General features: G+C 40.5%; 15 protein-coding genes. 8 read left to right on the plus strand and 7 right to left on the minus strand.

Annotated features, from left to right (window positions below; all coding sequences use genetic code 11):
* The first annotated feature begins 30 nt into the window (after positions 1–30).
* The 4 genes from BANA01_RS21680 to BANA01_RS21695 all read left to right on the plus strand — a co-directional run bounded on the left by BANA01_RS21680 (position 31) and on the right by BANA01_RS21695 (position 2,634).
* A complete protein-coding gene (locus BANA01_RS21680) occupies positions 31–432 on the plus strand; it encodes a hypothetical protein (protein ID WP_082799626.1) in 402 nt (133 codons plus the stop codon).
* A 97-nt stretch (positions 433–529) separates the two neighbouring features.
* Positions 530–1,006 (plus strand): Cys-tRNA(Pro) deacylase, encoded by a 477-nt coding sequence (ybaK, locus tag BANA01_RS21685; protein ID WP_157411856.1) that lies wholly within the window; start codon positions 530–532, stop codon positions 1,004–1,006.
* A gap of 185 nt (positions 1,007–1,191) precedes the next feature.
* A complete protein-coding gene (locus BANA01_RS21690) occupies positions 1,192–2,307 on the plus strand; it encodes a PRK06851 family protein (protein WP_063254720.1) in 1,116 nt (371 codons plus the stop codon).
* A 123-nt stretch (positions 2,308–2,430) separates the two neighbouring features.
* Entirely contained in the window at positions 2,431–2,634 is a 204-nt protein-coding gene (locus tag BANA01_RS21695) for a hypothetical protein (protein ID WP_063254721.1), read from the plus strand.
* 44 nt (positions 2,635–2,678) lie between these two features.
* Here BANA01_RS21695 and BANA01_RS30015 read toward each other — a convergent pair whose 3' ends face one another.
* Positions 2,679–2,834 (minus strand): hypothetical protein, encoded by a 156-nt coding sequence (locus BANA01_RS30015; RefSeq protein ID WP_169803734.1) that lies wholly within the window; start codon positions 2,832–2,834, stop codon positions 2,679–2,681.
* Positions 2,835–2,982: 148 nt separating this feature from the next.
* Between BANA01_RS30015 and BANA01_RS21700 the strand changes: the two genes are divergently transcribed.
* The 4 genes from BANA01_RS21700 (at position 2,983) to BANA01_RS21715 (ending at position 5,921) form a co-directional block, all read left to right on the plus strand.
* Positions 2,983–3,648: a DNA alkylation repair protein gene (locus BANA01_RS21700; protein WP_063254722.1), complete on the plus strand. Its 666-nt coding sequence runs from the start codon at positions 2,983–2,985 to the stop codon at positions 3,646–3,648.
* 72 nt (positions 3,649–3,720) lie between these two features.
* Positions 3,721–4,575, plus strand: coding sequence for a Cof-type HAD-IIB family hydrolase (locus BANA01_RS21705; RefSeq protein WP_063254723.1), 855 nt, complete (start codon positions 3,721–3,723; stop codon positions 4,573–4,575).
* Positions 4,576–4,590: 15 nt separating this feature from the next.
* The gene (locus tag BANA01_RS21710; RefSeq protein ID WP_063254724.1) at positions 4,591–5,673 is read left to right on the plus strand and encodes a PQQ-dependent sugar dehydrogenase; all 1,083 of its coding nucleotides are present in this window, start codon (positions 4,591–4,593) and stop codon (positions 5,671–5,673) included.
* Positions 5,674–5,687: 14 nt separating this feature from the next.
* Complete coding sequence (locus BANA01_RS21715) at positions 5,688–5,921, plus strand: hypothetical protein (protein ID WP_063254725.1); 234 nt, start codon at positions 5,688–5,690, stop codon at positions 5,919–5,921.
* A gap of 96 nt (positions 5,922–6,017) precedes the next feature.
* Here the strand turns inward: BANA01_RS21715 and BANA01_RS21720 are convergent, their stop codons facing one another.
* The 6 genes from BANA01_RS21720 to nosZ all read right to left on the minus strand — a co-directional run bounded on the left by BANA01_RS21720 (position 6,018) and on the right by nosZ (position 12,381).
* A complete protein-coding gene (locus BANA01_RS21720; protein ID WP_063254726.1) occupies positions 6,018–6,920 on the minus strand; it encodes a FixH family protein in 903 nt (300 codons plus the stop codon).
* Positions 6,917–7,594: an ABC transporter ATP-binding protein gene (locus BANA01_RS21725; protein WP_063254727.1), complete on the minus strand. Its 678-nt coding sequence runs from the start codon at positions 7,592–7,594 to the stop codon at positions 6,917–6,919. Before BANA01_RS21725 ends, BANA01_RS21720 begins: the two co-directional genes overlap by 4 nt.
* Positions 7,591–8,388: an ABC transporter permease gene (locus BANA01_RS21730; RefSeq protein ID WP_063254728.1), complete on the minus strand. Its 798-nt coding sequence runs from the start codon at positions 8,386–8,388 to the stop codon at positions 7,591–7,593. Before BANA01_RS21730 ends, BANA01_RS21725 begins: the two co-directional genes overlap by 4 nt.
* A gap of 177 nt (positions 8,389–8,565) precedes the next feature.
* Positions 8,566–9,882, minus strand: coding sequence for a nitrous oxide reductase family maturation protein NosD (gene nosD, locus BANA01_RS21735; protein ID WP_063254729.1), 1,317 nt, complete (start codon positions 9,880–9,882; stop codon positions 8,566–8,568).
* Entirely contained in the window at positions 9,879–10,445 is a 567-nt protein-coding gene (locus BANA01_RS21740; protein ID WP_063254730.1) for a hypothetical protein, read from the minus strand. The genes nosD and BANA01_RS21740 overlap by 4 nt, the downstream gene beginning before the upstream one ends.
* 67 nt (positions 10,446–10,512) lie before the next feature.
* The gene (gene nosZ / locus BANA01_RS21745) at positions 10,513–12,381 is read right to left on the minus strand and encodes a Sec-dependent nitrous-oxide reductase (protein ID WP_063254731.1); all 1,869 of its coding nucleotides are present in this window, start codon (positions 12,379–12,381) and stop codon (positions 10,513–10,515) included.
* Between the last annotated feature and the right edge of the window lie 14 nt (positions 12,382–12,395).

The raw sequence follows: 12,395 nt of genomic DNA on the forward strand, positions 1-12,395 counted from the left end.
AATTATTATGGTTATCCCAATCAGTACGAAATGTATCCTAGTTTAGATCAGAGCCAGCAGCAAGCTCGTTTTGGCGGTGGGCAGCCGCCTGGATTCCAGCCACCTCCATTTGGCGGCGGTGGACAGCAAGGGTTCCCGCCTTTTGGCGGAGGACACCAACAAGGCGGAGGACAACAACATGGCGGGGCACCATCCTCACCACCACCATCTTACACGCCACAGGAATCACCCTCTTTATACGCTGTAGACCCCGGAGCAATTAGAGGCTGCCTTTACCGATACACCTATATTTGGCTTAACAATGGCAGCAATTTCTGGTTTTATCCAACATATGTTGGAAGAGATTCAATTGCTGGATATCGCTGGAGAGGATTCCGCTGGGTATATTATGGAACAGACTTAAGAAGAATTCGATCATTTAGATGCTCATAAAAGCAAACGAGAGGTAAGGAAGCCTGCGATTCCTTACCTTTTTTATCTTTGTTGGAGAAAATTGTTATAATAAAGAAAAAAGATGAGGATGAGGAACTTGGCAAAGGTCAAAACGAATGCAATTCGGATCCTCGATAGCAAAAAGATTGCCTATGAGGTGCTTACATACGATAACCAAGATGGACAAATAGATGGAGTTTCTGTCGCGTTGAAGATTGGCAGGGAGGCGCGTGAAGTATATAAAACGCTGGTCGCCCAAGGGGCAAGTAAAAACATTTATGTATATGTGATACCCGTGGAAGCTGAATTAGATTTAAAAAAGGCGGCAAGAGCTGCAGGGGAAAAGAATGTGGAAATGATTCCAGTTAAAGATATTCTGAAATGGACGGGATATATCCGCGGCGGCTGCTCACCGATTGGGATGAAAAAGGAATATAAGACATTTATTGATGAAAGCTGTTTAGAGCTGGAAAATATGGTTGTCAGTGCTGGGAAAATAGGTGTCCAAATTGTCATAAATCCCAAATTTTTAATCGGCCTGACAAAGGCTGAAACTCCCCTTGTTAGAAAATAATGAAGTAGGCATTCACCTATAAACACCCCCTGCATAAGATATGGTGAAAAGAATAGCGGAAGCGCCTTGCTAAGGAAAAAATGAACTGCTTTTTTCCTAGGGAAAAAAAGAAGTTCGATTTTGGCTAGGCGCTGCAGCTGGATAAATGAAACTTTGCTATGTCACGTAAAGGAGAGTGTTTGCGAGTGGCAGGAAAGATAAAAAACTATTATGCAGGCGGGAATACAGCTAGAGGGTTCCATAACTTATATGATTCAAATCTTCAAGGACTGGAACGGATCTTTATCCTTAAAGGCGGACCCGGAACGGGAAAATCCTCGTTGATGAAAAACATAGGCAATGAGTGGAAGGAAAAAGGGTATGCGATTGAGTTCCTACATTGCTCGTCAGATAATAATTCCATCGATGGAGTGATTATTCCTGCATTAAAAGTGGGGATTGTGGATGGAACGGCTCCACATGTAATTGAGCCCAAAGCTCCAGGAGCAGTGGAAGAATATATCAATCTAGGGGCAGCATGGGATGCAAAGGCACTTGTCGGTGAGAAAAAAAATATTCAGCGGTTAACCAATCAAATCAGCGCCTCCTTTAATTTGGCGTATTCAACCTTTAAGCAGGCTTTAGATGTGCACGATGACTGGGAGAAAATCTATATTGAAAACATGGATTTCGAAAAGGCTGACCAGCTAACCAATAAATTGATTCAATCCTTTTTTGGTAAGTTAAAGGTAAATAAGCAATCGGATATCCGCCATCGATTTTTGGGAGCGGCAACACCAAAAGGAGCAGTGGATTTTGTCCCGAACTTAACAGAGGATATCGAAAAACGTTACTTCATTAAAGGACGTCCTGGTTCCGGAAAATCAACCATGCTGAAGAAGCTCGCGGCAGCTGCAGAAGAAAGAGGAATTGATGCAGAGGTTTATCACTGTGGGTTTGACCCCAACAGCTTGGATATGGTGATTTTTAGAGAGCTGGGCATTGCCATCTTTGACAGTACAGCTCCTCATGAGTATTTTCCAGACCGTGACAGCGATGAAATCATTGATATGTATGAACTGCTGATTACCCCGGGTACAGACGAAGCCTATGAGGATAAAATTAAGCCGATTGCTGAAAGCTACAAAGGGAAAATGAAAGAAGCCATCTCGTATTTAGCGAGAGCGAAAGAACTTCATGATCACCTAGAAGGTATTTATGTGCCGGCAATGAATTTTGCGGTTGTTGATCATATTCAGGAAAGAATTTCAGAGGAAATTCGAGAATTAGAACATGATATAATTGTAAACACCAAGTCATGATAAAAAAAGCGGAAGTATGTGAACTGTCCCAAATAGGGGCAGTTTATTTTTGATACTTCTGTGCAGACTAGGGGAAAATAATAGTAGTGCCTATTATTTTACTTCAGAAGGAGTTTTTTTATCGTGAAAAATGATCCAAATTCATCAAATAAGATTGTAGAAGCGAACATTGATATCAATAACCAATTGGAAGATGGAAAGGTTCATGAGCCCGTACAAGCAAGTTCAGAGGCAGAAAAAGCTAACATCGAGCTGCAGAATCAGTTCAATCATGATGAACATAAAGATATTCGTACTTCGCCTGCAGCCATTGCCACCCCTCAGTAAACCCAACGAGAGTCGGCCTTCCTTAGCGGTAAGCCGACTCTCTTTTATTCATGAGGATTGGTCTTGCTTTGCTGACTCTTATTTCGCTTATTCCCCTTGCTATTATCTCCGCTTACGAACTCACTAGCAAATTCAGCTTCAGCATGTCCTGCACGCGGTGAATTTTGGTTTTTACTTCCTTTATTAACCTTTTTTGTCATAATGATTGTCTCCTTTCGTCTTTCGGTACAGTTTAGTTTGGCATTTGCATCATTCTTTATGCACTTTTATAGAGGGGATAGAAAGTGTTTATAGAATTACTAGGAGAGTTAAAATAGAACGATCGCAATTTTCTAGGGGGGAACCTTTTTGATAAACGATCTTGAGAGGCTAACACTTTTGTATGAAGAACACCGGAATGAAGAAAATGCAGGTCCGATGAAAAAGTATATGAAAGACCATTTTCCCTTCTTAGGAATGAAGTCACCGCTTCGCAAAGAGCTTGAGAAGGAATTTTTTAAAGAAACAGAGATTTTGAAAAAGCCATTTAACCAGGAGTTTGTTGAAGAACTTTGGGAGAAAGATGAAAGAGAATATCAATATACTGCGATTACATATATGGGGAAATTCGTAAAGAAATTACCGAAAGATAGCATTGCTTTTATAGAACAGTTAATCACAACTAAATCGTGGTGGGATAGTGTTGATTCCATTGTCCCTTTAGTGGGAGAACTCGCTCGGAGGTATCCTGAAGTAATAGAAGAGACGATTAATAGCTGGGCGGTCGATGATAACGTTTGGCTGCGGAGAACCGCAATTCTTTTTCAATTAAAATTTAAACAACAAACCAATGAAGAACTTCTCTATGAATACATCACAAAGAACGCCGGTAGTAAAGAATTCTTTATTGAAAAAGCGATAGGCTGGGCGTTAAGAGAATACTCCAAAACAAATCCAGTGTCCGTTAAGAAGTTTATTGAAGGACATGTGCTAGCTTCCTTAAGTGTTAGAGAAGGCAGTAAGTATCTTTCATGAGCATAATGGTGAAAATGTCTAGTGGAATCATGTTAGAATGGCAATAACATATAAAGGAAACAGGTGAACAACATGATTAAGTGCATTGCATCAGATATGGATGGTACCTTATTAAATTCAAATCAACAAGTTAGTCAGGAAAATAAAGAAGCGATTCTAAAAGCCCAGTCCCAGGGAATTGAAGTAGTAATTGCATCGGGTAGATCATATCAAGAAATACGGTTTGTACTTGATGAAGCGGGTATCGATTGCCCGGCCATATGTGTAAATGGAGCAGAAGTCCGCACAAAAGACGGAGAAATACTATCTGCCGTACCTATTGAAAAGCACGTAGCTAAAAAGGCTGCAGAAAAGCTAATGGAAAAGGATATCTATTTTGAAGTATATACAAATCAAGGTACATACTCGCTAGATCCTAATAAAGCTGTAGAAATTTTAGTTGATATTGTAGTCAGTGCGAATCCTGATGTGGACCGGGATGATGTAGTTAAACGAGCAGGAGAGAGAACTCGTCATGGATTAGTCCATCAGGTTGATAGTTATGATCTTCTATTTAATGATGAAACACATCAAATTTACAAGCTTTTTGGATTTGCTATGGATGCAGACAGGCGTGGAGCTGCGGAAGACGCACTAAAAGAATTAACCGAGTTGGCAGTGTCTAGTTCAGGACATAACAATCTAGAAATAACACATCGAAATGCTCAAAAAGGAATTGCGTTAGAAACGTTTGTTAAATCAAAAGGAATCGATATGTCCGAAACGATGGCAATGGGTGATAGTTTTAATGACGTTTCCATGCTTGAGCGGGTCGGCAGGGCCGTCGCGATGGGAAATGCTGACTATGAAATTAAATCTCTTTGTGATGTCATCACCGCTACAAATGAAGAACATGGTGTAGCCAAGGCGATCCTCGAAGTTTTATAAGAAAGGAAGAGATGGATGGTCAAAGTATGTTCCATTTTTTTATCAATGATCCTATTGATATCAGGTTGTTCCCTTTTTGAAAAAGAAAAGCTGCAGCCGAAAGACCATGAAGAGGATGAAGCAATTGTCCTGCAGCCGGAAATGGAAGTTGTTGCAGATACACTGAGTGTCCCATGGTCGATTCATAAGGTTAATGAGACTTTTTATGTGAGTGAACGAACAGGAAGTATCGTGAAGGTTGATAATGGAAAAATGGAACGACAACAAGTAGAGTTACGAAAGCCGCTCGCAAAAGCAGCGGAAGCTGGACTGCTTGGCTTTGTGCTAGATCCGGAATTCCCTGAGAATCAAAAGGCATATGCGTATTATACGTATGAGAATGGACAGGGACAGTTTAACCGTGTTGTAGTCTTGCAGCTGGCAGGGAATAAGTGGACGGAAGAGAGGATTCTGCTTGATGAGATTCCGAGTGCCGCGTACCATCATGGAGGTCGTTTGAAGATTGGACCGGAAGGCAAGCTGTATATTACTACAGGCGATGCCACTACCCCTGAACTTTCACAGAATCTTAAGTCCTTGAATGGGAAGATTTTAAGAATGAATTTAGACGGCAGTATTCCGGCTGATAATTCATTTGAGAATTCTTATGTTTACAGTTATGGTCATCGGAATCCTCAAGGGCTTGTGTGGGTGGGGGAAATGCTATATGCGAGTGAGCACGGTCAATCCGCACATGATGAAATAAATCTAATAAAGCCAGGTAAAAATTATGGCTGGCCAGTGATCCAAGGAAATGAAAAGAAAGCTGGAATGGAGACGCCATTGTTCCAGTCCGGTGACGAAACCTGGGCTCCTTCAGGAATGGCGACCCATAATGGGAAGCTATATGCCGCAACATTAAGAGGAAATGCAATCCGGGAATTTGACCTGGAAAAGAATACAACCAGGCCGGTTATTACAGGATTAGGCAGGTTACGAGATGTGTATGTGGATGGTGAATACCTCTATTTTGTCAGCAACAATACAGATGGCAGGGGAAATCCTGATGAAAAGGATGACAAATTGTACCGAGTGCTGCTAACCAATCTGAACGGGTAAAGGCTGGTGTGATTATGACGACAAAAAGCAATAAATTACAATACGGATGGACACTGATTGCCCATCCAACCTATCAAATCTTTACAAACAAAAACTCCTACGTCATCATCGACGAAGACAATGACGTCATGCTCAGATTTACCCTCCAAGAAAACGAAATCGAAATCCATGGCGCAAACTGGAACCTAAACTACAAAATCAACCTCGGCTTCAAAACCCTAAAGATTATTAACACACCAGAAGACTAAAGAATGAATGGTGACAGGCACCAAATATACAAAAACCGCTGTTTATGCAGCGGTTTTTGTATATTTGGCGACGGCGCAGGCAGTGGAGTTGATGATTTAAAGGATTTCTATTTTTAATGAGTTAACTTGTGAGACTAGGAGTTCTTCGTATTGTTTTTGGGCTTGGAAGTTGATTTCTTGTTGGCTCATTTCTGGGTTTTCTTTTTTTACTTTTTCAATCATGTCTTTTTGTACTTTTTGGGAAAGGACGATGAGTTGGTATTGCTGCTTTTCGGTTTCCCAGAATTTTTCTTCACCGTATTCGTTGATCATCGCTTTTGCTGAGGCGAATTGATCGTATTGAGCCCGGACCTTGTTGAGTTCTGTTTCGATTTCTGCGTCGGTTGCGGTGTGTCCTTTTTCTTCAGCAAGCATGGCCATTGAACGAAGGCGGATGATCTGGGTTAATAATTGGTTCTGATCTTCAACCAGCTTTTCTTGGGACGTCCAATAGGCTAATGATTCCTTCAATTGGTCGCCTGTGTAGCGCTTTTGATCGGTTTCACGATTAATCGCAAGTTGGAGATAATTAATAAGCTTATAAAAATCTAAATCTTCATAGGTAATCCATTCACCATTAATGGACGCAACGCCGTTCGGTTTTTCCACTTCATAACTGATTACTTTTTCAGTCTTATCCCCATCCTTTTCTAAGATAAAGAGTATTTCATATTTCCCGGGCATCGGAAGCTCAACATTACCGGAATAAATTCCATCTTCCCCTTCCGTTAATTCCACTTTTGTCATTCCATGATCCATATTCGCCATAGAAAATTCAGCAGTAACATCTAACCCGGTTACACTATCGTCTTTTTCCTTTACTTGAATTTCCATAGGCATTTCCTTATCTGGCTCCTGGTAAATCGGCTTTGTGATTTCAATACTATAGTCAGGGCCCGCACTACAGCCCCCAAGCAGTGCTGCTAGCAGCAGTGCAGTCAACCTTATCGCTTTTTTCATGACTCTATCCCTCCAAGATTATGTGTTTGCAAGAATTCCTCCACTGTGTATTTCTCCATTTTTCCATTATTTAAGTAGGCGACATGCGTACAGACCTGCCTGATTTCATCGAGATGATGGGAGGAGAGGAGGATGGTTTTATCATGAAGCGATTTTAACACTTCTAAAATTTCCTTTCTTCCCATTGGGTCGATTCCGCTTGTCGGCTCATCAAGAATCAATATACTTGAGTCTTGATAGAGTGTGATAGCTAATCCAAGCCGCTGCAGCATGCCTTTTGAATATTTTTTGACCTGTACATCGCAGTCATCCCACAAACTTACCGATCTAAGAACATTCTCAATTCGTCCTTGGTCAGCTTTCTTGCCAACAGCCTCAGCAAAGAAGGTAATATTTTCAAGACCCGTCAGCATGGGATAGAGCTGGAACTTTTCTGGCAAGTAGGCGATTGCTTTTTTCCATTCATGACTTTTCTTTGTGACCTGAACGCCATTAATCAAAATCGAACCCTGTTTCACAGGGAGAAGGCCAAGAAGGCTGTTAATAAAAGTTGACTTTCCGGCACCATTACGACCGACAAGAGCGCAAATTTCATTTTTATGAATCTCAATATCGATCGACTCCAGGATGACTTTTTTCCCGAAGGATTGGTTTAAATCAGATACCGTAATCATTCAAAGCCCTCCTTACGGTGAAAAATAATCGCTGCAGCAATAGAGCTGATGAACCAGAATACCAGATTCCCGAGTAAAAAGAAAACGGGCTTGGTCCACATGAAGGCTTGGAGTAGCCTTGACATGTGACCAAAGGAATAAACACCCATGCCTGTTTCTAGGAACATTCTTACCGACTGCAATGGATTTAAAAAGTATCCTGCAGAAAATAATTTTACATTTTCATAGGTAACGTCAGGCAGCAGTGAGAGTAAGAGAAAATCATGTAAGAAGAAAAAGTAGAACCAAACAAATATGGTATACCCAATAATCTGCATTCTTGAAGTGCTAAAACTTCCGATAGCTGCTCCCATTTGCAGGAACACGAGAGACATGGTCACAATGGCTGCAATAAAGATCAAATATGCCTTTATATCAAGCTGGAATTGAAACTTAAGCAATAATAAATAAAGAAAAAACCACACGATGATTGGTATAAGTACAACCGTATAGAGTCCTATACTTTTTCGTAATAAAAAGCTCGTATAGTTATCTTTCTTGGTCAGCAGCATGATCAACGTCTTTTGTTCCTTTTCCTGAAAAATAGAAAAGGCGCCGATAAACAAGCAAAGAATTGGGATGAAATAAATAATCGTATCAAACAAATTCAGTAAGAGGACATAAAAGCCTTTATCAAATGAAAGGGCCGTGGAACGAAACAAAATACTAATTGAAATCAGAACAATGATGCTTAAGGCGAGCCATAATCCTTTTCCTCTTATATTTTCCTTCCATTCCTTCCAAATGTAATGCATAGTATTTGTCTCCCTTTTAGTAAGTCTCTTTTCTCAACTGTGTAGCTAATTAAAATATCATTATGGTCGATTAAATTGATTATCATTGAAATATGTGAAAACGAATGAGAAAAGAGCATGCAAACTCCACTACGTCGCTAAAATAGCTATTTCCACGTTAAAATCGGCTTTAGGATTTTAACAATTATTATTACGATAACGTGCCTTTATTAAAATCAGCACTGCGGCCAGTCCCATCACTGCAATCAAAATGAAATGGTTCTTGCCTTTGGCAGCAGCCAGCGGGTGCGGGTCATTAAACATAACTTTTTCGTCCATCCATACCGCATTCAATTTTTCATAGATGGGTAATGCGGGACTTTTTAAAAATAAATAAGATAATTCTTGGTCTTCGAGTAATTGATATAAAGAAGAGTGATAAGTTATAGGAAAGTCCCCAATATCATCCTGGTTTAAATCGGTGAGCGGGAAGGAGCTTCCCCAGTCATTTCCTTTGCCATTATAACTCCAGAAATTATTCTCACCACTTCCACCAATGGTAACAGCGGGAATTGTATTTTCGGTAATAAGGTTTTTAGAAAAAATTTGTTCATTGGAGCTGGCCCAAAGCTCAATTCCAATTTGGTTTTGAGAAATTTTATTGCCTTCAAAACGGTTTCTTGTAGCCTGGTCAATGTACATTCCTCTTTGGTTCATGTAAAACGTATTGTTTTTAATTTGATTATCATTGGCTTGCAGCAACAGTAATCCAAATGATTGGTTTCCATAGTTTACGATAAAGTGATTATCTTCTAAAACTAAGTGATTGGAATTCATGACCGCAGCGCCGCCCGTATTCATCGTAAAGGTATTCTTCTTAAAAATATTTTCATCGGAATACATGTAATGCAGACCGTACCGTGTATGACTAATATTATTTTGATAGCTTTCATTCTTGTTACCGTAGTCAAAAAACATGCCATCACGCGTTCCTTCAATGGTGTTATGGGATAAGAGGTTATGATTGGAGTAATAGATATGAATCCCATTACCCTGTGCCGCAATTTCTCCTTTGCCCATCCCTTTGATTTCAACGTTGGTGATTTTATTTTCGTGTGCTTGACTTAAATAGATTCCATGAAAGGAATCTGTAATTTTGATGTCATCTATTACATTCCCGTTGGTATGAATCTTAATCCCCGCATACTCCTCAGAAGAATTACGGTCCATACTGCTATTGGTGACGCTAAGTTTTTTAATGGTCACATTAGGGGCTTTAATCGAGATGACATTTCCCGTTCCATCTCCTTTTATCACCGTATTAACAGTGCTAACTAAAGTCACTGATTTATTGATGACGATATTGCCCTCATATGTTTTATTTTCAAGTTGTAAAACTGCTCCTTCTTCCAAGCTGTCGATCATGGCTTGCAAGTTTTCGGCAGCACTATTTTTCTCGGGAAATACTAAAAAAGTGATAGAGAAAACCAAAAGAAAGAGCAGTAATTTTTTCATCTTGTCCGATCCTTCCATAGCGGAATCAATAATAAAATAAAGGCTGCAATTAGGAAATACGAACCGTAGCCAAGGATACTTTCTGTGACAAAGTTTGCAACTGTATTATGCCCTATAAGCGGCGGAACAAATGGGTCAATTTTTATCGGTGCGGTTGGGCTTAAGTTGGTGCCAAATTTACGAAGGGCACGTGTAAGGTCCCAAACACCGAGACTGCCGCCAATGATAAACACACCAATTAATCCATATAGCACTGATTTTTTTCGCAGAATGGCTGTCAAAAGAGTAATCACTGCTAAACCTATTACTAAGTAGGATAGATAGGATAATTCTGGGAAGTTCTCTTCGCTGAAATTTTCCATTCCGATATAGTGGTTCAGACCATTAACGATATCGATTTCACCTTCAAGCTTATTAGGGTAAACAATAATATTTAACCCTTCTGGATACTGCGGAGCAAAGAAGATCATTTGCCACCAAGGAAAGAATAATGAAAGTCCGACTAGGACCGCAGCAAGGGCAATCAATATCGATGAAACAAGTGATAATTTTTTTGCCTTCATGTAAAACAAGTCCTTTCTAAATGGAGAAGGGTACCAATTGATTCAATTGATACCCTTACCATCCATTTTACTTTGTAGGTTTAACAAGGAAGTAGCCAGTCATTTCTTGGTGTAGGGCTGAACAGAAGTTAGTACAATAAAGCGGGAACGTACCTGCTTTATCTGCAGTAAATTCTAGCGTATTTGTTTGGCCAGGCTGAACTTCCATGTTTAAGTTATAGCTGTTGATGGCAAATCCATGGGTAATATCCTCATCAAAATCCGTATTCGTTAAGTGGATAAACACCTTATCTCCTTGATTGACCTCAATCACATCAGGTCGTTTTGCTTTCGCGTCAAAGATAAATTTTGACCGCATGGCGATACCGTAGACGTGAACTTCATTTCCATTGCGGACGATTTTCGCATCCTCTTGCTTATACGTTGCAAGCTTGTTGTTTTCATCCTTCGGATAAACTTCAATCGTTTTAATCTTATCTGCCTTAATAATTTGAGCGTAGTGCGGCTCAGGGTTTACAGGTGAAGATTGAATCACTTTCATCTTGCCGCTGATATCAATCAATTGCATAGACTCAGGATGTGAAGGTCCAACGGATAAATAGCTGTCTTTTGCAATTTTGTTCAAGGCAATCAGCCATTTTCCATCAGGTGAAACAGTGTCACCTTCAGCCGCTACAGAGTGTCCTGGTGAATACTGAACAGGAACACGGTCTAACGTTTCTCCTGTTTTAGGATCCCATTTGACGATTTCAGAAGAAATGAACATCGTTGTGTAGGCCATACCCTTATCATCAAACTGAGTGTGAAGTGGTCCAAGTGCGTTTTCAGGGTTAACTTCTCTTTCCATTACAGATTCATATTTTAAGATTGGAATACCGTTACGTTCACCAGAGAAATCTTGGTTCTTAACAGCTTCAAATGCTTTTTCAAAAGAGAACACTGTCATAGATGGTGCAAGCTTACCTGAAGCGATAAAGTGCTTACCGTCAGGCGTTACGTCCACACCATGTGGTGATTTCGCAACAGGAACTAAGTAAATACCGCCCTTATGCTTTTCAGGGAAAATCATTTTTTGACCAGTAACTTCATCATATTGTCCCTCAGCGACCATTTTTTCTAGCTCTTTCCAGTTAAAAAGAACAATGTAGTCACGGTCAGCCTGAGAGGCGTTGATTTCTAGATTCGTAGTCGCTTCTTCTGTGTTGTAAGTGGTCATAACTGCCCAATCAGCAGAGCTTTTCTTTCCGGCGTCTGATAAATCATAAGACCATGGCGGAAGCGCCACTTGGTAGGCAATGTTAAGCTTTTCTTTGTTTTGGTCAAACGTTACGGCTGACATTACACCTCGGTACTGGTCGCTGTATTCGTCTAAAGACTTGTATTCAGAGCCAATTGGAACCGCGAAACGTGTTGGCAGGAACATGTACTCAGTATTCTCCGTAACGAACGCCGCACAGTGCGGACCGCTTGTGTTTGGAACATTAATAATGTCTTTAACCGTAAACGTTTCTAAATCCATTGCTGCTGCACGGCTGTTTCCAACATCTGTGGCAAACATGTATTTACCGTCATAGTCACCTTTTGTTTCAGAGAATGCTGGGTGATGGAGGTCTCCCCATGTGTACCCGCCCATCATTTTCTTAGAATGCTCATCAAATCCATATCCTGTTGCAGAGTCTTGTGAGAAGACCGGTACGGTACGGATATGACGCATGGATGGAACACCATAGATAAACATTTGACCAGAGTGGCCGCCTGACGCAAATAAGTAATAATCATCTTTTTCACCGAAGGGAACATAAACTTTCTCTGCGTTACTTTTCGTACTGCCTGAGGCAACTTGAGTGTTTGTGCTCTGTGAAAAATCGGCAAATGAAATCGTTGCTGCTACAAAACCTGCTAGTAAACCAGAGGCAATTGGAACCCATTTCTTCATCTATCACACCGCCT

This window comes from Neobacillus niacini NBRC 15566 (assembly GCF_001591505.1).
Lineage (GTDB): Bacteria > Bacillota > Bacilli > Bacillales > Cytobacillaceae > Neobacillus > Neobacillus niacini.